We start from the raw sequence: 20,032 nt of genomic DNA, 5'->3' as shown, positions 1-20,032 counted from the left end.
CCGGAGGAGTCCTACATGAAGATCTTCGCGACCACTCCGCTCCACGTCGGCGCCGACGAACTCGCGCGCCGTCAGCAGCGGTACGACACCATCGCGCCGGAAGGCGTCACGGTGACGCTGCACGACCTGCCCGGCGGCGCGCCGACCAGCCTCGACTCGGCCGACGACATCGCGCTCTCGGACGAGTACGTGCACGCGGCGCTCGCCGATGTGCCCGCCGAATTCGACGCCGTGATGCCCGACTGCGTCCTCGACCCGGCCGTCGCGCGCCTGCAGGACGAGCTCGACCGTCCGGTGATCGGCATCCTGCGCATGAACCTCGCTTACGCGGCGGCACTCGGCGCCCCGACCGGCGGCGTCGTCCGCAACGATGCGATCGCTGCCGAGATGCGGCGCGTCGCCGACGTCTACGGCTGGACGAAGTGGCTGACCGACGTGGAGGTCCTCGATCTGCCGTTCGACGCGGTCAGCGAGGGCCCCGAGTGGCAGGCACAGCTCGACGCCGCGGCCGTCTCGCTCGCTTCGCGTGGCGTGCGGTCGCTGCTCAACGGCTGCTCGGCCGTCGACGTCGACCCCGACCACCCGTCCGCAGTCCCGGTGGTCGACCCGGTGATCCGGGCCCTGGAACTCGTCGCAGCAGGAGGCAGGGCGTGACCGCCGAAGGACCCGACCTCGTCGTCGCCGGCGCAGGCGGCGGACTGATCGCCGCGCTGCGCGCCGCTCAGCTCGGCCTGGACGTCCTGGTGGTTGAGGCCAGCGAGCACTTCACCCGCGGCAACAACACCTCGATGTGCACCGCGATGATCCCGGGCGTGGACAGCCGGTTCCAGAGGGAGCTGGACATCGAGGACTCAGCGGACCTCTTCGCCGGGGACGTCGACCGCAAGACGAAGGGCGCCGGCGACCAGCGTCTGGCGCGCACCCTGGCCGGGGTGAGCGGCGAGATGGTCGAATGGCTGGCCGACGAGGTCGGCCTGGAGATCTCGCTGATGACCGACATGCACTACCCGGGCCACTCGGTCGACCGCTGCCACACCATCCCCGAACGGCACGGCAACGCGCTGATCGACCACCTGGCGCGGTCCGCCCGCAACCACGCGAACATCGACATCCTGGTGCCCGCGCGACTGACCGACGTCGAGCTCGACGACGACGGAAAGGTGTGCGCGGTCGTCGTCGCCAACCCGTCCGGCACCACCGAGCGCATCGAGACGCCCGCCGTGCTGCTGGCCACCAACGGCTTCGGCGCCGACCACACGATGGTCGAAGAGCACATGCCGGAGATCGCCTCGGCCATCTACCACGGCAGCGAGACCTCGCTCGGCGACGCGCTGCGCATCGGCACCGGACTCGGTGCGGCGTCGGCGTACCTCGACGCCTACCAGGGCCACGGTGCGCTCGCCGCCAAGTCTGCGACGCTGCTGGGCTGGGCGACGATCATGCACGGCGCGATCATGCTTGACACCACCGGTCGTCGCTTCGCAAAGGAGACGAGTGGTTACTCCGAGTTCGGTCCGTACCTGGCGCAGCGCCCGGGCGCGACGGGCTGGGTCGTCTTCGACCGCCGAGTCCACGACCTGTGCGAGCCGTTCACCGACTTCCGGCAGACCGTCGAGTCGGGCGCGGAAGTCTGGGCCGACGACGCCGCGGGCCTGGCCGAGGTCACCGGTCTGCCGGTGGAGGCCGTTGTCGCCGAGCTCGAAGAGTCGGCGCGCGCCGCGCGCGGTGAGATCGAGGACCGCTTCGGCCGTGAGTACGAGGCGCCCCTGCAGGCGCCGTACGCCGCTGTCCGCGTGGTGCCTGCGCTGTTTCATACGCAGGGCGGCCTCGTCGTCGACGAGAAGGCGCGCGTGGTCGACGCCGACGACAATCCGATCCCGGGTCTGTTCGCCTCCGGCGGCGCGGCGGCCGGGGTGTCCGGGCACGGTGCCGGCGGTTATCTGGCCGGCAACGGTCTGATGCCCGCGTTTGGCCTGGCGTACCTCGCGGCGACCGTGGTCGCCAATGGCTGATCTCACCGACGTCGAACGCGCCGCGCGGGAGTTCGTGCAGCGGGCGGCGGGTTTCGCGCAGGTGGTGACGTTCGGTCGCGCCGGAGAACCCGTCGGACGCACCACCAGCGCGTTCCTTGCCGATGACTGGACCGTCGAGATGGTCCAGCGCCGCGTGCACCGGCGCAACGCGCAGATCGAACGCGACCCGCGGGTGCTCGTCACCTGGGTCGGCTCGCCGTCGCCCGATTCGCAGAACGACTCGCCATGGACGTTCGACCTCGGCTTGACCATTCCGCGCGTCGTGTTCGTCCGCGGCACCGCGCAGCTGCTCGATGCCGGCGAGACGTGGGACGTCTACCACCACCACACCGAACGGTTGCGCGCCGCGGGCCACGCGAAGGCGCCCCGGCGTGAGCGCGCCGAGATCGACGAGACCATGCGCGGGGTCCGGGTGACCCCGACCGGGATTCGCGTCGAGGGGTTCGGCGAGGGCGCAGAGGCCTTCGATCTCCCCATTCCATGACCGGAGTTGCAGTGAAGGGACCACACCAATGATCAAGGCACTTCTCGGTTACGACATCGTCGAGGGCGTCAGTGAAGAGGACTACGAGCGCTGGCTGTTCGACGTCCACGCACCCGATCTGCTGGCCAACCCGCACGTCGACCGCATCGTCTTCAACAAGATCCTGTATCCGGTGACGTCGGCGTCGGGCGGCACCGCGCAGATCCCGCCGAGCCAGAGTTTCTACCGGATCGCCGAGATGCACTTCGCCGACCACGACGCTTACCAGGCGTACCGGGCGTGGTTCGACGAGAACCCTTTGGCTGCCGAGCGCGGTCCGGCCGGACGCACCGACTTCAGATTTTATCTGATCGGCGAGAGCACCGTGGTGGAGCGCGACCAGTGACAACCTTCGATGCGTCGAAGGTCGCGCTCGACGTCCCGGCGCCCGAAGTGACTGATCGCCTCGCGAATCTCGCGATGACCGTCTACTCGGCGGCCACCGTCTCCGGCGACACGGCCGAGGCGTTGGCCCGGTCGCTGCGGGCCGATGCGTTGGGCGAGCCGACCGCGGCAGAGTCGTCCTGGGCCGACCTCATCGCCGCCTCGACCGGGTTCCCGCTGCTCGGGACCGGGCGCGTGGCGCCGACGTATCCGGCGCTGATGTGGGACGGCGCCCGTCTGGCGGCTGTGGCGCCCGACCGACGGTGGGCCCCGCTGCTCGCCGCACTGGCCGCCGCCCCGACCGGTACCGGACTCGAGTGTGTCGGGCGGGCGGTGGCCGCCGGTCTCTGCGTGCTCGACGCGACCGACGACCTCCTGGGAACCGCACCGCTCGCATATCTGACGTCCGCGACGCTCGCCGCGGCGGCGGCCGCATCCCTCGTGGGTCCTGCGGAGGGAGCCGACCTGGCGTCGGTACTCGATCTCGCGGCGAGTCTGCAGGTGCTCACCCCGGACGCCCGTCATGTCGGCTGGGCTGCGGGGCATGCAGTTGCCTCGGGGTGGCTGGCCGCGACGCTGCCCGCCGACGCGATCACCCCCATGCCGGGCAGCGTGGTGCACACGCTGTCGGCGGCGGCCGGTCGCCCGGTGGCGGCAGGCAACGACGCACCTCGCACCGTCGACGACTTGCTGGGACATCTGTCATGAGCGGACCACAGATCCTGCTCAATCTTGCGCGTCCGCGCGGCGTTCAGGACCCGCTGGTCGCGGCGCAGCGCGCGGTGCGCGACGGCGCGGACGGCGTCGGGTTCGCCGACAGCCCGCGACTGTTCCCGGACCCGTTCCTGAGTGCGGCGAGCCTGCTCGGCTCCACCGATGCGGCCCTGTCGGGGCCGTGCGTCATGGGCTTGGGGCTGCACCATCCGAGCGTCGTCGCGCAGTCGTGCGCAACACTCGCCGACCAGTTTCCGGGCCGCGTGCTGACCGTCGTGGCCCGCGGCGAGAGTTCGCTGGCCAACGAAGGGCTCCCGGTACCGTCCCTGCGGGCGTACCGGGATCTGGCCGAGGAGTTCGTAGCCCGTCTCGACGACCTCGCGCCGCAGACCGGGCCGATGCTGGGTGCTGGGTCGGGACCGCGCACCATCGAGGTGAACGCTCAGGTCGTGGGCGGTGTGCTGCTCGACGTGGGTGCTTCGGCGCCCGTCGTGGCACGTGCGGTTGCCACTGCACGTGCCGCCCGCCCGGACACCTCGTGCTGGCTGTTCCTGCGCGGCGTGGTGACCGCAGACGACGCGCAGGCGCGCGAGGCCGCTGCGCCGATACTCGGGTCGTGCGCGACTCGTCTGGTCAGTTCGCCTCAGTGGTACGGCGTCGCCGACGACATGGTCGACCGGGTAGCGGCGGTCGCCGAGGCGCACGACTACCGCAGGCACGGGACTGTCGAGGCGTCTGCGGCGCAGGGCCAGGACCGGGAGGCGCAGGAGCTGGTCCGCGACCGTTTCCTGCTCACCGGCTCGGCCGACGAGATCGCAGCGCGCCTGCGTCCACTTGCCGATCTCGGCGTCGACGGTGTCGTGCTCGCCGGCGGCACCGCCGGCGTCGAAGACCGTCTGGCGGCCACCGTCTCGGCGGTGCGCGCGGGCCTGGCCCACAGTGGGAGGAGATGAAGAGATGACCGACTTGGTGCTCGATCTGGCTGCACTGGGCCGTTTTGTCGCCGACACCGATCGCTGCGATATCCCCGAGGAGACCTGGACGTTCGGCCGTCTGCTCCTGCTCGACTCGCTCGGCGCGTTGATCGGCGGCCTTCGATACCCAGCAGTTCAGCGGCTGGGCCAGACCCTGCAGATCGCCGACGAGGAGGCCGGCGGCGTGCCGTTCGCCTGGACGACGACGCTCGGCTCGGCGGCCACCTGGCTCGACGCCGACTCCGGCGGCTCGTTTCACCCGGCGGGCGCCCGGCTCCCACCTGTGCCGACTGCCCATCCCGCGCCTCACGTGCTGCCTGCGTTGCTGCACGCGCTCGCAAGCAAAGACGTCGACGACGATCCGGCAATCGCAGCCTTCGTCGTCGGGTGTGAGGTGGGTCTGCGGTTCGGCGTCGGAACGTCGTTGCGTCCGGGTCTGCACCCGCACGGCATCCACGGTCCGATTGCCGCCGCCGTCGCCATGAGTGCGCTCGCGGGCGCTGACGCAGAGCAGTCGACGCGAGCGATCGAACTGGGCGGTTCGCTGCCGCTGGCCGCCACGCTCGCCGTCCCTGTGCACGGCGGGACCGTGCGCAACCTGTGGACCGGCCTCGGCTCGTATTACGGTGCGCTCGCTGCCGCGTCCGCTGCGTCGGGGACCGTCGATGAGGGTCTGCTCCAGGCGCTCTACGACGGGGTCGTCACCACAGACACCGACGTCGACGAGATCACCGGGCAGCTGGGGGAGCGGTGGCGGGTACGCGACAGCTACCTGAAGCCGTACGCGTGCGCCCGTTGGGTCCACCCGACTCTCGACGCCCTGCAGATAGCGCTGGCCGCCGCGGGCGGTCCGGCGCCCTCGGACATCGTCGCGATCGACATCGAGACGTTCGCGTTCGCGGCGTCCCTCGACAGCGACGGTGCCGAGTCGGATCTTCACGCCCGCTTCTCGATTCCGCGCTGCGTCGCCTCGGTGGTGCTCGACGGACGCTTGGATGCCGACGGATTCCTACCCGAGCAGTTCGACCGGCCCGACATCGGCATGTTGGTCAATCGTGTGCACCTACGCGAGGTTCCCGCATTCAGCGCCGAGCTGCCGACCAACCGCCCATCTCAGGTCACCGTCCGGACCGTGTCCGGGAACTTCACCGCCAAGGTCCGCAACGCACGTGGCAATCCCGGGTCGGCGCTGACCGTCGACGAGGTGGTCGACAAGTTCCGCGGCAACGTCGGACAGTTCCTGCCCGTTGACGTCCTCGATCCGGTGATCGACACACTGACCGGCCCCGACGGGCGCGGCTCCGCCACGACGACGCTGCGCGACCTCGCCGTCGCGGTCCGCTCGGCCGTCGTCTGACGGCGGTCTCGGATCAGGTACCGGTGAGCACCGCGGAGATCTCTTGTCCGGCTTCCCGGATCAACGTGATGATCCTCGTCCGGCGTTGGGCATCGGTACGGAAGATGGGTGCCGCCGTCCCGATCGACGCGACGACTTTGCCGTGTGAGGTGATGGCCGCCGCGGTACCCCAGATCCCGTCGTCGACCTCTTCGTAGCTTTCGGTCCAACCCTCCGCGCGGACCGCGTCGAGTGACTCGTGGCCAAGGAGGCTGGCCGACGCCGGATCCAGGGTCGGCAAGACCTTGGAGAGGTGTTCGTCGCGTTCACGAGGGGTCATGGATGCCAACAAGACTCGGGCCATGGATCCGCGATGCAGCGACATCGCCTGTCCCCGGTCGAACTGAAGTCGAACGGGGCGACGGGATTCGACGCGATCCACGCAGTAGACGGCGTCGCCGCTGCGGCGCGCGATCAACACGGTCTCGTCGACCTCGTCGCGGATACGGGTGATGTACGGAAGAGCGATGTCCATCAACGGTGGACGCGCGGCTTCGCAGGCCGCAGCGAGCCCGATCACCATGTCGGTGACGCGATATGCGCTGTCGGGTGCGCCTTCGAGTAATCCGACTTCACGCAACAATGCGACGTATCGATAAGTTGATGTCGCGGAGAGTTCGAGTTCGCTGGATAGTTCGGCGACTGTCCAGGTCGGGCGCTGCGCCGTGAAACACAACAACGTGTTGAGCAGTTTTCGACTGCTCCCGGCACCTGAGACGCGGTGCTCTGTCGAACCGTTGACCATCTGGCGTCATTCTCCTCAAGGATCGGGGGCTCGTACGAAACCCCCCACATCGGTTCTCAGTTCCCACATTATGCAGACGCCGAAGACGCCGAGTGAGGTGAAGCCAGCAATTTAACATTTCTACAATATGGTGGGGCTACAGTCGTATTTTGGCAATCAGTCCGCCGAGGTTCGGCGCAGAAGAAAGTGGGACCGGCATGTTCGTGCACCAGGGCACCCTGACACTACGTAGTGATGTCACCGCCGCGCAGATCGACGACATCATCAGCGGACTGCTCGACCTCCCGAACTCGATTCCCGAAGTTGCCGTCGCTCAGGTCGCGCGGGATGCTGGTCTTGCGCAGGGCAACGCGCACTTGACCTTTCGAATGAGCTTCGTCGATGCCGCGGCGTGGCAGGCCTACCGGGTCCATCCCGCGCATGTCTCGGTGATCAAAGACTTCATCGCCCCGGTGCTGGAGTCCAAGGCCTTTGTCCAGTACGACGAAGCGGCCATGGCCACCTCGTGATGGACACTTCCTCAGAGCAACGCGACGGGGGCAACACCGGCGCCGACGGTGAAACGAGCAGTTCCAGCGCGGGTTTCGGGGGGAGCCTGCAACTCGGAAACCGTCCGGCGCTGATCATCATCGATCCGGCTCAGGCGTACACCGAACCGTCGTCACCCCTGTATGCCGGTGTCGACGCCGCGGTGGATGCGATGATCGCGTTGCGTGAGCGGGCGGCAAGCGCCGGCATTCCGATCGTGTTCACGCGCGTCCACTACGCCGATGACACGGGGGCCCTTGGCGGTCGCTTCTACCAGAAGGTGCCGTCGCTGCGGTGCTTTGTTGAGGGTAATCCGCTGGGTGACTTCATCTCCGGCCTCGAGCCGCGCGACGGTGAGGTGGTGGTGACCAAGCACTATCCCAGTGCGTTCTTCGGGACAGACCTCGCCGCGGCCCTGCATGTCCGTGGAATCGACACCCTGCTGATCACGGGACTGTCCACGAGCGGTTGCGTTCGGGCGAGCACCATCGACGCCATGCAGCACGGATTCATCCCCGTGGTCGTCCGGGAGGCGGTCGGTGACCCGAACCCCGATGCCCACCGATCCAATCTGCGGGACATCGCCACCAAGTGCGGTGAGGTTCGATCGCTCGACGAGATCTACCGGTATTTGGACGATTTGGCCTGACGCCCCCCGTCAGAAGTTTCCATATCGTGGGAATAGGTGACGAATTCCAGCGCCGCAGACTTGATTTACGTAAAGGTTACAGAAGGCATGATGCGGATCGTTCGCCCCTGATCATGGGCGTTTCGCAGGCCGGAACGTTACTAAAAGACCAGGTCAGGGTCGTCGTCAGCACCATTTGGGCTGGATCCGAGCCCGCTCCGCCACCGCTTGTTCACACGTACGAAACATACGGTTCGTCATTTCCGTATGGTGGGTGCTGATCGACTTTCTGGGTATTGACGTTGTTAATCCAGCCACATAATCTCCTCGGTATCCACTATGTGGCGGAAGCGTTTCCGCATTGCGATAGGAACTTATGAACGTCGAGTTGGGCCAACAGGCACGAGCCAGCCTCCAGTTCCTCGGCGCTGTCCAGGAGTTCGCCGGTGGAACCCTGCAGAAGCGGGCGGCGCAGGAGTACGAGCGGGCCGTTCCGAATCCTCCGACCGAGCTCGACGATCAGCGCGAATCTGTGTATGCCGCACTTGAGAATTCGTCTGCCTGGGCCTTCGACAGGTTGCTGACCCGGTGGGTCGCCGAAGAGATCTACGTGCGCGCACTCCCGGCCATCGAGACGATCCGGCCCCAGACCGAGCAGTTCCTCGACGTGACGAGTCCGAGCGGATCCCTGACGCTCGACGCCGATCTGGTGCCGCCGGCCTACTGGGCGCACGGCTTCCACCTCACTCCAGGCGGGTGGGATGGACACGATCTGATGGGGCCCGCGATCTCCGAGCTCGCCTTTGCCTACGTGCTCAGTCCCGGCGGGGTAGGGGCGGTACGTACCGGTGAGAACCTGAACGACCAGCGCACCATGGTCGCCGCCGAGGCCCCGCGCGAGAGTTACCGTCACATCGTCGAATTGGGTGCCAGCGGTGGGCGATACACCTTCAAGCTGCGCAACGCCTACCCGTCCGCTGAGATCACGGCCATCGAATTGTCCGAGACCGCCTTGCGGTTCGCCTATGCGCAGGCGTCGGTGGTCGATGCCGGGATCAACTGGGTACAGGCTGCCGCCGAGAACACCGGGCTGCCGGATGGCTGCGCCGATCTGGTCACCAGCTACACCCTCATGCACGAGGTCCCCGAAGAGGTGAACCGCCAGATCGTCGCCGAGGCCTTCCGCGTTCTCGAACCCGGTGGCGACCTGGTCATCAGTGAAATCGCGCCATACGAACACCATTCGGCGTTCCGGGCCGTGGTGCTCGACTGGGAGACCGAGAACAGAGGCGAACCGTACTGGCGTGAGGTGATGGCGATGGACCTCCCGGCCGCGCTCACCGAGGCCGGATTCGTCGACGTCGAAGCCTATGGCGTCGGTGGCGGGATCTATCCCTGGATCACCCGGGCACGAAAGCCCCTGACGACGAACGGAACCGCCAAATGAGCACCGTTGACACCCCAGCCGGCGAGCAGGCGGTCCGCCCCGACTATCTCGGTGACACCAAGACCGACGACCTGGCCCGGATGCTGTTGGAACTGACCTCTGAGGTCTGGGCCCTGCGCGACCGCAACGTCGTTCTCGAGCGACTCCTGACCGAACACGGCGTGCTGTCGGCAGGGGAGATCGATGCCTATCAGCCCGACGAACAGCTGGCCTCGGACCTGTTGGCACAGCGACGTTCTCTGGTTCGCCGGGTACTCGGTGCGGTGCTGCCCTCCGAAGAGCGCACCGCTGCCGCCCTGCGCGATCACTGACCCTTTCTCGGTTCTCCCATTCGTTCGGATCCGTCCAGGTAGGGCGGACCGTCGCCATCCTCATCACCCATCACACCCACCAGGAGTAGCCACATGTCGCTGCATTCTTCATCTTTCGGGATCTCGCGGGGCGCGAGTACCCGCCATCGCCTGCGCCGGCTCGGCACCGCGGGAATCGGCGTGATCGTCGCGACCGGACTGGTCAGCGCCTGCGCCCCCACCGAACAGTCCGCCGGTTCGAGTACCGACAGCATTGTGATCGGTACCTCGACCTCGATCAACCCGCTGACCGGTCTGAACTCGTCGTACCAGACGTACCAGTACAACGCGTTCGATTCGTTGGTGCGCTGGCTCGCCGACGACGAAGAGGCGCAGCCTCGTATCGCGACCGAGTGGACCAACGTCGACCCGCTCACCACCGACTTCACCATTCGCGATGGCGTGAAGTTCCACGACGGCACGACCTTGACGGCGCGTGATGTGGCGTTCTCGTTCAACGAGATCATCGCCGAGAAGTTCGTGACGGCGTCCAACCTCGCGAACATCGAAAGCGTCACCGCACTGGATGACTCCACCGTGCGGATCGTCACCAAGACGCCGGAACCGCTGCTGCTCAACATCGTTGCGCAGGTGTTCATCGTGCCGGAGGCAGCGTGGGAAGCCGCCGGTGGTGCAGACGGGTTTGCCGCCCACCCCATCGGCAGCGGACCTTACGAGATCACCGACTTCGACATCGAGAACTCGGTCACCTTCGAGGCATTCGACGATTTCTGGGGCGAGGCACCGGCAACTGACACGGTCGAACTGCGGTACTTCTCCGATTCCAGCGCGCTGGCCTCGGCCTTCGAGTCCGGACAACTGACGGTGGCGCACGAACTGCCGGGCGCATCGCTGCAGACACTGAAGGGCGATGACCGGTATGAGGTCACCGCATCGTTCAGCGGCAGCCAGAACATGTTCCAGTTCAACACCAACAAGGCGCCCTTCGACAACGAAAACGTCCGTCGCGCAGCCAACCTCGCCATCGATGCACCCGCTCTCATCGACGCGCTGACCTATGGGGCAGGCACACTCGAAGACGGCCAATTGCCGATCGAGGGCGTCTTCGGCCACACCGACACCATCTCCCGTCCGGACTACAACCCTGACGAGGCCCGCAAACTGCTGACCCAGGCCGGCGCCGAGGGAACCCCGATCACCCTCTCCGGAATGTCTCTCTACCGGCCCCTGCTCGAAGCGATCGGTGGTCAGTTGGCCGAGGTCGGTTTCAAGCCGACGATCGAGGCGAACGAGACCGCGGTGTGGTTGCAGCAGTTCCGTTCGGGCACCGACGCCAACATCTTCTTCCGTGGCACCTCGTACACCGGCGTCTTCGACGCGGATCGTCCGTTCTCGTTCATCTCACAGGGCGAGCGCCCGTTGGTGAACGACCCGAAGTGGACCGAGCTGTACCAGGCCACCAAGACCGAGATGGATCGTGATGTGCGCGAACAGAAGCTGATCGCTGCGAGCCAGTACCTGTTCGACAAGAACTACGTGCTGTACACCTACGGACGTCCGTCGGTCGGAGCCGTTGTCGCCGGAACCTCCGGAGTCGATTTCGGTACCGGCATCATGCTGCAGTTCGACACCGTGTCGACCTCGTCGAACAGCTGACCCGACAAGCTGCAGCTGACCTGAGAACGAAGGCAAATACATGAACACCACCACCCTTCCCGCCGGTGAGTTGATCGATCAGCGGGGTCGTGCCGAACTGGAATTCCTGCAGGCATTGCGGGTCGGACTTGCGCCGTTGCGCAACAGGATCCGGGCGACCGTGCAGGAATCAGGAACCCTCGAGGCCCCATTCGTGGGTATCGAGGATCTGCGTGAACGGGTGGACGGTGTTCTGGCGGACAACGCCGATCATCGGATAGTCGGGGCTGTTCTCCGGTGGAGTCGCCAGGTGGCGACTCCCCGGGCGGCCGCGGCATTCGAACGTCGCCGCGAGGTCCTCGCGCCTCTGGCGGCCCCGGCCGGTGTCGTGATCGACACCGGCGAGAACCCGCCGCGGTATTGGGACTACGAGTTCCACGCCACGGCGGGTGGCTGGGATGGTCACCCGGACATGGGCTTCGTGCATCACGAGATGATCTATCATTTCCTGCTCAAGAAGATCTATCCGGGTGATCTCTTCGCCCAACGGCGGCAGGTGGCAGCCGCGGCACCCCGCGACGACTACCAGCGCATAGTCGATATGGGCTGTGGCACCGGGCAATACACGCTGCAGTTGGCAAAAGAGTATCCACAGGCCGCGATCACGGCAGTTGATCTGTCGCGAACCCAGGCCCGTTATGCACTTCGGCGGGCAGAGGATGCCGGCGTGGCGATCACGGCCGTGCACGCCAACGCCGAGGCGACGGGACTACCCGATGGCTGTGCCGATCTGGTGACGGCATTCATCCTTCACCACGAAATGCCGCCTCACGCAACGCGGAATACGTTCACCGAGGCCTTCCGGCTACTCGAACCGGGTGGGCACGTCCACTTCTCGGACGTAGCACCCTACGAGCAGCGATCTCCGTACCAGGCGTGGCTCGACGACTGGGATGCCGAACACGGAAATGAGCCGTGGTGGCGTACCGCCGCCACCCTCGACCTCGAAGCGGCGGCCCGTGCCGCCGGATTCGTCGATATCAAGCAACAAGCACTGGGCGCCGACGCCTACCCATGGGTCATCACCGCCACCAAGCCCCCACAGGAGCAACTGTCGTGAATCCCGCGCCTACCGTGGATGTTTCGAAACAAGAGACAGTCGCCGACATCGCGCTGTCGATGCGTGAGCTCACCGTCCATCTGCCACGCAGTGACAGAGCAGACCTGCAAATCCTGCACGGAGTCGATCTGGAAGTTCCCGCCGGAGCGGTCGTCGCGCTGGCAGGGGAGTCCGGGTCGGGAAAGTCCACGGCGATGCTGTCGGCGTTGCGACTGCTGCCCTGGGGCGCCAGGATCGGTGGCCACATCGAGGCGGCCGGCGTCGACGTGGTTGCTATGTCGAAGCGAGAGCTGCGGGAATTCCGGGCCCGCCACGCGCGGGTCGTGCTCCAGGATCCGTGGAGTTCCTTGCATCCCATGCACACGATCGGTTCTCAGCTCATCGAATCCGCGCGTTCGGGTGAACCCGGACTGTCGAAGTCGGCGGCCAAGGAACTCGCGGTGGACACCCTGACGCGGGTCGGGATCGCCGACCCCGAGGCACGGATGAAGACGTATCCGCATCAGATGTCGGGTGGTCAACTACAGCGCGTGGTGATCGCGATGGCCTTGGTCGCCAAACCGACTCTCCTCTTCTGCGACGAGCCGACCACCGCGCTCGACGTCACCACCCAGGCGCAGATCCTCGAGCTGCTCCGGACCCTCAATCGTGAGACCGGGCTGACGATCGTGATCGCCAGCCACGACCTCGACGTCATCGCCGGCATCGCCGATCGGCTGGTCGTGATGTACGCCGGGGCGGTCGTCGAGCAGGGTCCGGTCGAGGAATTGATGACCAAACCGCAGCATCCGTACACATGGGCGTTGCTGCAGACGGCACCCGAGCACAACCGGGGCCGACGGTTGCGGACCATCGAGGGTCGGCCGCCTGCCCTGGACAACCTGCCGTCCGGGTGCGCGTTCGCGCAGCGTTGCGACTTCGCGACCGTCGAGTGCGAAAGTACTCGTCCCCGTCTGCTGCCGCTGCCGTCATCTCCTGAGCACTCCACCGCCTGCCTGCGGGTGCAGCACGAATTCCCGTCCGGGGATCAAAACGCAACCGCGGCGGCCATCTCCGAAAAGAGCCTGACATCGTGAGCGAATCGAACACAGACTCCGGTGACGGCACGGTGCTGGACATCCAGGATCTGGTGCAACACTTCCCGGGTCCGGGCGGTACCACGGTCCGTGCGGTCGACGGGGTGTCGCTTCAGGTGCGGCGCGGTGAGACCGTCGGGCTGGTCGGCGAATCCGGCAGTGGCAAAACAACTGTCGGGCGGGCGGCCTTGCGGCTGTACACGCCGACGGCTGGAAAGGTCGTGTTCGAGGGCACCGACGTCACCCGACTCAAGGGACGGGCACTGACCCGGGCGTTGCGGCAACGTAGCGCGATGGTCTTCCAGAACCCGTCGACCTCGCTGAACCCGTTTCTGCGGATCGAGGACGCGCTGGCCGAACCACTGATCGTCCACCGGGTCGGAGACCGTGACGAGCGTCGACGCCGCGTGGTCGAGACGCTGGATCTGGTGGGACTCGGTGGCGAGATGGGTTCGCGCTACCCACACGAACTCTCCGGAGGACAACGCCAGCGGGTTGGAATCGCTCGCGCCCTGATGCTGAATCCGGCGCTGATCGTCGCCGACGAGCCCACCGCGTCGCTGGACGTCTCGGTGCAGGCACAGGTGGTGAATCTGTTGCAGGACATCCAGGCCGAACGTGACCTCGGTTACCTGTTCATCAGCCACGACCTGGCACTGGTGCGGCATATCAGCCACCGGATCGCGGTCATGTATCTCGGACGTATCGTCGAAGTCGGCACCGCAGCAGAGGTTTTCGACGATCCACTGCATCCGTACGCGGCGTCGCTGGCCTCGATGCAACTCGCTCCCGACCAGCGAATCGTGCCCAAGGGCGACCTGCCATCACCCAGCAATCCGCCGTCGGGATGCCCCTTCCACCCGCGGTGCCCGATCGCACGGGACATCTGCGCCGTCGAACGGCCCGCTCTGGTCTCTGCCGATGACGTGCGCACTGATCGGCAGGTCGCATGCCACTTCCCGGGGGAACTCACCCTCTCCGAGAAGCCCGCCCACGCTGCCGTTCCCGCGGCACCACTCCCCACGTCGATGCGCAAAACACTGGCGGCCGGCAGTCCGGCATCGTCCGCGCTCACCGCGACCAGTAGTTAGGACCCCCCACACCATGCCCGGATTTGCCCGCGAGGATGCCCCGTACCTCACCGCGAGCGGTGACACCGACGCCCTGATGCGCATGATGCTCGAACTCGCCTCCGAGACATGGGTATTGCGCGACCGGTTGACGGTCATCGAGCACACCTTGGCCGGGGCAGGCATCGACCTGTCTGCGGTCGACCAACCGGTGAGCGACCCGGAACTGGCCGGCCTTCTTGCCGAACAGCGCAATCTGCTCACCGAGCGGCTGATGGCTGCGGCGAGTGGGGCTTCCCTGGGACCGGTTCAGCCATGAAGGTTTTGAACTACCTGGTCCGCAAGCTACTGCTGTTGGCGACGGTGATCGTCGGAGTGACCACATTCATCTTCATCCTCGTCCGGATGTCGGGCGATGCTGCCGAACTCATGTCACCGCCCGAGGCCAGCGAGGCCACGGTCGAGGCGACGCGAGTCCGCCTCGGTCTCGATTCCCCGGTCGTGATGCAATACCTCGACTCGCTGCGTGGTGCCTTCACCATGGACTTCGGAACCTCGTTCGTTTCCAAGCTCGATTCCGGCGCGCAAGCCTGGGCTCGGTTGGGACCGAGTCTGTCGCTTGTCATTCCGGCGTTGCTGCTGTCGGTGTTGCTGGCCGCAGTGGTCGGTGGATATGCGGCGCTGCACCAGGCCCAGACCCGGGGCCGGCTGCTGATGGCGGTCGCCTTTGTCCTGGACGGCATCCCGTACTTCATCACCGCGTTGCTGCTCGTGCTGGTCTTTGCGATCAACCTCGGTTGGTTGCCCGCCACCGGGGCCGGGGGCACGATCGGTTTGGTGCTGCCGATCATCGTCCTGACCATTCAGGGCTTCTCGACGCTCTCGCGGCTCGTGCGTGGACAGCTCATCGACGCGCTGGCACAGGGACCGGTGATCATGGCCAAGTCCAAAGGTCTGGCACCGAGGACGGTTCTGATCAAACATGCCTTCCCCCTCGCCATTCCACCGATCGTCGCCTTCCTCGGAATTCTCTTCTCGCTGTTGATCGGATCACTGTTGATCCTGGAACCGATGCTCAACTATGCCGGGCTCGGACAACTACTGGTCCGTAGTGTCTCGGCGCGAGACTTTCCGACGGTGCAGGCTTGCGTCTTCGTCATCGCGGTCCTGATCACCCTGATGAACATTGCAATGGATGCCGTTGTGCATCTCCTCGATCCCCGACTCCGAGCAAAGGCGTCCTCATGAGCGCGACGACCACCACACCGCGCCGGTCGCAGGGCCGGGTACGCGAAATCCTGGGCAAGGCCTGGTCGAATCCGGCCGGAAAGATCGGCTTCTGCCTATTGGCCGTGCTGGTGATTCTCTCGGTGTTCGCACCGTTGATCGCGCCGCACGATCCGACCACGCAGATTCTTGCCGATGCCGACACTCGGCCGATGTGGATGGGGGGTGAGGGCGGTTACCTTCTCGGCACCGACTCACTCGGGCGAGATGTGTTCAGCCGCGTGCTCTATGGGCTGCGTTTGAGCCTGACCATCGGCGTGGTCACGGCCACCATCAGTGCGCTGCTCGGCCTGTTGCTCGGCGTACTCGCCGGATACTTCGAACGATTCATCGGACCCGCGCTCCTGCGCCTGGCCGACATCCAGTTCGCGATTCCGTTCATCGCGGTCGGCATCGCGCTGACCGCGGTCCTCGGTCCCGGCATCGTCACCCTCGTGGTCGTGCTGTCGGTGTGGTCCTGGACCATCTACGCGCGCACGATCGTGCGTTCGGTGTCGCAGGTGCGTCGTCTCGACTTCGTGGTCGCAGCTCGCACGCTTGGCGCATCGACATCCCGAATCATGCTGCGGCACATCGTGCCGAGCGTGATCGGACCGGTCATCGTGTTGTGGTCGGTCAGCGTGGGCGTGACCGTTCTGGCCGAGAGCGGATTGAGTCTGCTCGGTCTGGGCGTGCAGGCGCCCGGGTTCTCGCTGGGATCGATGTTGGGCGACGGACAGACCGCGTTGCGCCTGGCCTGGTGGTCGATTGCCTTCCCCGGTGTGGCATTGCTCTTGATCGTCCTGTCTTTCAACATGGTCGGCGACGCGATCCGCGATGCCCTGAACCCCGGCGCCCATGCCAAACCACAGAATCCGGAACTGACATGAGCCAGACGGTATCCGGCCCCCCGGACCTCGACGCGCTGTACGGACAGAGGCCCGACGACGTCGCGGCGTGGATCGAAGGACTCGATCTCGCTCAGACCGTCGCGGGAATCAGTGTGCCTGCGACCTCGCAACGGCCGGTGCCCTTTCCGGCCACCGAAGAGGTCATCGCGCTGGCCCCGTTCGGCGACGCCGGCATCGTAGACACCGCGGTTGCCGCAGCGACGGCGGCAGCTCCGGGCTGGCAGGCCATCTCGTGGGCACAGCGGCGAGCGGCGTTGAACCTGTTCGCCGGAGCACTCGATGAGGACGTCTTCACGCTGTCGATGCTGCTGGTTGCCGAGACGGGTCGCCCGCTGCGGCGATGTGTCAGCGAGGTGCTCAGTGCCGCGCGCTTCGTCCGCACGATCGCAGATACCGGTCAGATGGACACGGACATCGTCCATCCCGAGAAATCGATCCGGTTGACCGGACGCCCTCTGGGTGTCGTCGGGGCCATAGCGCCGTGGAACTCGCCGGTGTTGCTCGCGGTGGTGAAGATCGCGAATGCCCTGATGGCCGGAAATACGATGGTGCTCAAGAGTTCACCGTTCACGCCGCTGTCGGGTTTGCGTTTCGGGATTCTGGCGAGAGAGATCTTTCCGGCAGGTGTCCTCAACGTGCTCAACGGTGGCCACGAGGTCGGGGCGGCCATGGTCGCCCATCCCGGCGTGGCAAAGATCTCGTTCACCGGATCGACGGCGACGGGCAAGGTGATCGCAAGGGCTGCAGCAGATCAACTCAAGCGGATCACCCTCGAACTCGGCGGCAACGACGCCGCGATCGTGATGGCGGATGCCGACCTAGGTCGATTTGTCGAAACCGCGTCACAGGTGGGTCTGCTCAACTGCGGCGCGTTCTGCGCGGGTGTCAAGCGGATCTACGTCCACAGCAGTCGGGTCGACGACATGGTCGATCTCTTCGACAAACGGCTACGGCCAGTGCAACTCGGTGATCCGTTCGACATCACGACCGAGATGGGGCCGATGCAGAATCGTCCCCAGTATGAACGTGTGCTCGACCTGAATTCGGCCGCCCGCGCGGCAGGCGGCCGGGTCCACGGACATCGAGGACCGGTCCCGGGGCGCGGTCTGTTCATCGCACCGACGGTGGTGACGGGTCTGGCGTCCGATCACCGGCTCGTGGTCGAAGAACAGTTCGGTCCGGTGCTCCCGATCATCGCGTTCGATTCGATCGATGATGCTGTCGCCCAGGCGAATGCAAGCCAGTACGGACTGGGCGGTTCGGTATGGGGGACCGATGTCGAGGCTGCCGAGGCCGTGGCCACGCGGCTCGATGTCGGCTCGGCCTGGGTTAACCAGCACGGCGCCTTCGACGCCGCGATCCCGATGCCATTTGCCGGCCAATCCGGAATCGGTATCGACTACGGCGGATTCGGCGTGCACGAGCACAGTCAGCGCACGGTGGTGAACGTCGCGCGGTGAAGCATCCCGCATGGTGATGGCATCGCAAGCAGCGGTACTGTTACCCATATATTGGAAAGGCGATAACCATATTATGGAAATCAAAACTCTCGACTCGTTTGAGTCTCTCGGCGCGGACACTGTCCGGGTAGCTGCTGCACAGTTCTTCTCCGGCACCGATGTTGTTGCGAACACAGAACTGTGTGCCGCCTACATTCGCGCCGCCGCGGCGGTTGGTGCCCAGCTGATCGTGTTGCCGGAGAACAGCAATCGGCTGCGGAACTACGGCAGCCGGGAAGAGTGCCACGAACTCTCCGAGACACTCGAAGGCGAGTTCGTAGCCGGTCTGAAGCAGGCTTGTCGTGATGCCGGTATCCATGCGGTTGTCGGCGTGGACGTACGTGGCGCAACGGCGCCGGACGTCTACATTGCGTCGCTGCTGATCGGACCTACCGGGGACCTGCTGTATGTCCACCACAAGACCGTGTTCTGGGACTACGAGTACACGCTCTTCACACCCGGAAGCAAAGAGCTCGAGATCGTCGACACCGAGGTCGGCCTTCTCGGGCTGCTGATGTGTGCCGACGGCATCGTCCCTGATGTGCCCCGAGTGCTGGGAACCATAGGCGCGCAGGTCTTCTGCAACTCCCTCAACTCCCGCGGACCCGACGAACTCCGGGTCCATGTGCCCCTGCGGGCCATGGAGAATCACGTGTGGCACATCGCGGCGAACACAGTCGGCGGCCCGGCCGACGCCTGGCCATGGATGGGCGGGTCGCAGATCGTCACTCCGACAGGCGAAACACTCGCCTGCGCCGGTGAGGAAGACGAAGGTCTGATCTGGGCCGACATCACTCCCGCCGACGCCGACAACAACGATGTACCGGGTTTCGCCGACGTGTTCGGCTGGCGCCGTCCGGACCTCTACGGCGACCTGATGAGCGAGCACGACTCGCTGCCCGTGGCTTCGATGCTCGGTCCGGTGGATCCGGAGCGACCTTCGCAGTTCCTTGATGTTGCGACGCTGCAGGTTTCGTACTTTCACAACCAGGAGTGGACGATAACCCGCGCGGTCGGGCAGATCGCTCACGCCGCTGCACAGGGTGCGACCCTTGGTGTGCTGCCGGAGTTGTTCTGCTTCAAGCCCGGCGAGGTGGCCGCGGATCCGGCCGCCGCCGCAGTGGTTTCCGAGCGGGTGCTCGAAACCATTCGCGCTGCGGCCAAGGAGCATTCGCTGTGGGTGGTGGTCAACCTCGTCGAAGAGTCCGTTGACGGTGGTTACCACAGCACCGCGTATCTGATCGATAACAGCGGCACCGTGGTCTTCCGGTACCGCAAGACCCACCTCGACCACGCAGATATGCAGTGGGCGCGCCCCGGTGACGCCATCGAGGTCGCCCATACCGAGATCGGGGCGATCGGGATGATGATCGGCTCGGAGGTATGGGTTCCCGAGGTGATGCGATTGCTGACCCTGCGGGGTGCCGAAGTCGTTGTGCATCCGGCGAACTGGGACCGGCGCGAGGCGCCCGAGATGGCCGCCACCGAGCGGACGGAAGAGAACCGCGTACACCTCGTATCGGTGAACCGGCTCGACAGCCCGGGGATCGTCGGCAGCCAGATCGTGCGCGCCGATCCGTTCATCCCGGGCCAGCCGATCGCGCTCATGCGCTATCCGTCCGCGCAGTGGACCAGGCACGGTTTTGAAGAACAGCTGATCGTCCGGCTCGATCTGCGGGAATCACATAACAAGATGATGGGATACCACCTGGATCCCGTCGGTAGCCGTCAACCACGGTTGTACGGACCACTGCTTGCCGAGAAGAGCTGAG

Annotated in this window: 21 protein-coding genes; 20 read left to right on the top strand and 1 reads right to left on the bottom strand. The window is 65.9% G+C overall.

Going from position 1 to position 20,032, the window contains the following annotated elements:
• The first annotated feature begins 15 nt into the window (after positions 1-15).
• The 7 genes from AC56PL_RS11545 to AC56PL_RS11515 are packed head-to-tail and all read left to right on the top strand — an operon-like array spanning position 16 to position 5,985.
• Positions 16-654, top strand: coding sequence for an aspartate/glutamate racemase family protein (locus AC56PL_RS11545; protein WP_497153910.1), 639 nt, complete (start codon positions 16-18; stop codon positions 652-654).
• Positions 651-2,012 (top strand): FAD-dependent oxidoreductase, encoded by a 1,362-nt coding sequence (locus tag AC56PL_RS11540; protein WP_497153909.1) that lies wholly within the window; start codon positions 651-653, stop codon positions 2,010-2,012. Before AC56PL_RS11545 ends, AC56PL_RS11540 begins: the two co-directional genes overlap by 4 nt.
• Entirely contained in the window at positions 2,005-2,517 is a 513-nt protein-coding gene (locus AC56PL_RS11535) for a hypothetical protein (RefSeq protein ID WP_497153908.1), read from the top strand. The genes AC56PL_RS11540 and AC56PL_RS11535 overlap by 8 nt, the downstream gene beginning before the upstream one ends.
• Positions 2,518-2,545: 28 nt before the next feature.
• The gene (locus AC56PL_RS11530; RefSeq protein WP_482136595.1) at positions 2,546-2,902 is read left to right on the top strand and encodes an EthD domain-containing protein; all 357 of its coding nucleotides are present in this window, start codon (positions 2,546-2,548) and stop codon (positions 2,900-2,902) included.
• Positions 2,899-3,648 carry a hypothetical protein gene (locus AC56PL_RS11525; protein WP_497153907.1) on the top strand — a complete coding sequence of 250 codons (750 nt, stop codon included), beginning with the start codon at positions 2,899-2,901 and terminating at the stop codon, positions 3,646-3,648. Before AC56PL_RS11530 ends, AC56PL_RS11525 begins: the two co-directional genes overlap by 4 nt.
• Positions 3,645-4,607, top strand: a complete 963-nt coding sequence (locus tag AC56PL_RS11520; RefSeq protein WP_497153906.1) for an LLM class flavin-dependent oxidoreductase — start codon at positions 3,645-3,647, stop codon at positions 4,605-4,607. Before AC56PL_RS11525 ends, AC56PL_RS11520 begins: the two co-directional genes overlap by 4 nt.
• Before the next feature lie 4 nt (positions 4,608-4,611).
• Complete coding sequence (locus tag AC56PL_RS11515; protein ID WP_497153905.1) at positions 4,612-5,985, top strand: MmgE/PrpD family protein; 1,374 nt, start codon at positions 4,612-4,614, stop codon at positions 5,983-5,985.
• Between the two features lie 13 nt (positions 5,986-5,998).
• On the opposite strand, the gene AC56PL_RS11510 is transcribed toward AC56PL_RS11515, so the two are convergent.
• Entirely contained in the window at positions 5,999-6,769 is a 771-nt protein-coding gene (locus tag AC56PL_RS11510) for an IclR family transcriptional regulator domain-containing protein (RefSeq protein ID WP_495513825.1), read from the bottom strand.
• A gap of 149 nt (positions 6,770-6,918) precedes the next feature.
• On the opposite strand from AC56PL_RS11510, the gene AC56PL_RS11505 reads away from it, so the two are divergent.
• From AC56PL_RS11505 to AC56PL_RS11445, 13 genes are all read left to right on the top strand, one after another.
• Positions 6,919-7,278 carry a Dabb family protein gene (locus tag AC56PL_RS11505; protein ID WP_495513824.1) on the top strand — a complete coding sequence of 120 codons (360 nt, stop codon included), beginning with the start codon at positions 6,919-6,921 and terminating at the stop codon, positions 7,276-7,278.
• Positions 7,278-7,946 carry an isochorismatase family protein gene (locus tag AC56PL_RS11500; RefSeq protein WP_497153904.1) on the top strand — a complete coding sequence of 223 codons (669 nt, stop codon included), beginning with the start codon at positions 7,278-7,280 and terminating at the stop codon, positions 7,944-7,946. The genes AC56PL_RS11505 and AC56PL_RS11500 overlap by 1 nt, the downstream gene beginning before the upstream one ends.
• A gap of 355 nt (positions 7,947-8,301) precedes the next feature.
• Positions 8,302-9,372 (top strand): class I SAM-dependent methyltransferase, encoded by a 1,071-nt coding sequence (locus AC56PL_RS11495; protein ID WP_497153903.1) that lies wholly within the window; start codon positions 8,302-8,304, stop codon positions 9,370-9,372.
• Positions 9,369-9,683: a hypothetical protein gene (locus AC56PL_RS11490; RefSeq protein ID WP_495513821.1), complete on the top strand. Its 315-nt coding sequence runs from the start codon at positions 9,369-9,371 to the stop codon at positions 9,681-9,683. Before AC56PL_RS11495 ends, AC56PL_RS11490 begins: the two co-directional genes overlap by 4 nt.
• A gap of 93 nt (positions 9,684-9,776) precedes the next feature.
• Positions 9,777-11,339 carry an ABC transporter substrate-binding protein gene (locus tag AC56PL_RS11485; protein WP_495513820.1) on the top strand — a complete coding sequence of 521 codons (1,563 nt, stop codon included), beginning with the start codon at positions 9,777-9,779 and terminating at the stop codon, positions 11,337-11,339.
• Between the two features lie 40 nt (positions 11,340-11,379).
• A complete protein-coding gene (locus AC56PL_RS11480; RefSeq protein WP_497153902.1) occupies positions 11,380-12,438 on the top strand; it encodes a class I SAM-dependent methyltransferase in 1,059 nt (352 codons plus the stop codon).
• Complete coding sequence (locus AC56PL_RS11475) at positions 12,435-13,514, top strand: ABC transporter ATP-binding protein (protein WP_497153901.1); 1,080 nt, start codon at positions 12,435-12,437, stop codon at positions 13,512-13,514. Before AC56PL_RS11480 ends, AC56PL_RS11475 begins: the two co-directional genes overlap by 4 nt.
• Positions 13,511-14,605: an oligopeptide/dipeptide ABC transporter ATP-binding protein gene (locus tag AC56PL_RS11470; protein ID WP_495513817.1), complete on the top strand. Its 1,095-nt coding sequence runs from the start codon at positions 13,511-13,513 to the stop codon at positions 14,603-14,605. The genes AC56PL_RS11475 and AC56PL_RS11470 overlap by 4 nt, the downstream gene beginning before the upstream one ends.
• Before the next feature lie 13 nt (positions 14,606-14,618).
• Positions 14,619-14,903, top strand: coding sequence for a hypothetical protein (locus AC56PL_RS11465; protein WP_495513816.1), 285 nt, complete (start codon positions 14,619-14,621; stop codon positions 14,901-14,903).
• Complete coding sequence (locus AC56PL_RS11460) at positions 14,900-15,832, top strand: ABC transporter permease subunit (protein WP_495513815.1); 933 nt, start codon at positions 14,900-14,902, stop codon at positions 15,830-15,832. Before AC56PL_RS11465 ends, AC56PL_RS11460 begins: the two co-directional genes overlap by 4 nt.
• Entirely contained in the window at positions 15,829-16,740 is a 912-nt protein-coding gene (locus AC56PL_RS11455; protein WP_495513814.1) for an ABC transporter permease subunit, read from the top strand. Before AC56PL_RS11460 ends, AC56PL_RS11455 begins: the two co-directional genes overlap by 4 nt.
• Positions 16,737-18,221, top strand: coding sequence for an aldehyde dehydrogenase family protein (locus tag AC56PL_RS11450; protein WP_497153900.1), 1,485 nt, complete (start codon positions 16,737-16,739; stop codon positions 18,219-18,221). Before AC56PL_RS11455 ends, AC56PL_RS11450 begins: the two co-directional genes overlap by 4 nt.
• Positions 18,222-18,294: 73 nt before the next feature.
• On the top strand, positions 18,295-20,031 hold the full coding sequence (locus AC56PL_RS11445; RefSeq protein ID WP_497153899.1) for a nitrilase-related carbon-nitrogen hydrolase: 1,737 nt from the start codon (positions 18,295-18,297) through the stop codon (positions 20,029-20,031).
• Position 20,032: the final 1 nt, after the last annotated feature.

The organism is Williamsia sp. Y721, assembly GCF_059683565.1.
Note: the sequence above shows the minus strand (reverse complement) of the source record. Positions and strands in the feature narration are given on the sequence as shown.

Bases quoted from the DNA above. Each gene is read 5' to 3' on its own strand.
- AC56PL_RS11545 (WP_497153910.1), top strand. From the start codon at position 16: ATGAAGATCTTCGCGACCACTCCGCTCCACGTCGGCGCCGACGAACTC.
- AC56PL_RS11535 (WP_497153908.1), top strand. From the start codon at position 2,005: ATGGCTGATCTCACCGACGTCGAACGCGCCGCGCGGGAGTTCGTGCAG.
- AC56PL_RS11530 (WP_482136595.1), top strand. From the start codon at position 2,546: ATGATCAAGGCACTTCTCGGTTACGACATCGTCGAGGGCGTCAGTGAA.
- AC56PL_RS11520 (WP_497153906.1), top strand. From the start codon at position 3,645: ATGAGCGGACCACAGATCCTGCTCAATCTTGCGCGTCCGCGCGGCGTT.
- AC56PL_RS11515 (WP_497153905.1), top strand. From the start codon at position 4,612: ATGACCGACTTGGTGCTCGATCTGGCTGCACTGGGCCGTTTTGTCGCC.
- AC56PL_RS11510 (WP_495513825.1), bottom strand. From the start codon at position 6,769: ATGGTCAACGGTTCGACAGAGCACCGCGTCTCAGGTGCCGGGAGCAGT.
- AC56PL_RS11500 (WP_497153904.1), top strand. From the start codon at position 7,278: ATGGACACTTCCTCAGAGCAACGCGACGGGGGCAACACCGGCGCCGAC.
- AC56PL_RS11495 (WP_497153903.1), top strand. From the start codon at position 8,302: ATGAACGTCGAGTTGGGCCAACAGGCACGAGCCAGCCTCCAGTTCCTC.
- AC56PL_RS11490 (WP_495513821.1), top strand. From the start codon at position 9,369: ATGAGCACCGTTGACACCCCAGCCGGCGAGCAGGCGGTCCGCCCCGAC.
- AC56PL_RS11485 (WP_495513820.1), top strand. From the start codon at position 9,777: ATGTCGCTGCATTCTTCATCTTTCGGGATCTCGCGGGGCGCGAGTACC.
- AC56PL_RS11480 (WP_497153902.1), top strand. From the start codon at position 11,380: ATGAACACCACCACCCTTCCCGCCGGTGAGTTGATCGATCAGCGGGGT.
- AC56PL_RS11465 (WP_495513816.1), top strand. From the start codon at position 14,619: ATGCCCGGATTTGCCCGCGAGGATGCCCCGTACCTCACCGCGAGCGGT.
- AC56PL_RS11460 (WP_495513815.1), top strand. From the start codon at position 14,900: ATGAAGGTTTTGAACTACCTGGTCCGCAAGCTACTGCTGTTGGCGACG.
- AC56PL_RS11455 (WP_495513814.1), top strand. From the start codon at position 15,829: ATGAGCGCGACGACCACCACACCGCGCCGGTCGCAGGGCCGGGTACGC.
- AC56PL_RS11450 (WP_497153900.1), top strand. From the start codon at position 16,737: ATGAGCCAGACGGTATCCGGCCCCCCGGACCTCGACGCGCTGTACGGA.
- AC56PL_RS11445 (WP_497153899.1), top strand. From the start codon at position 18,295: ATGGAAATCAAAACTCTCGACTCGTTTGAGTCTCTCGGCGCGGACACT.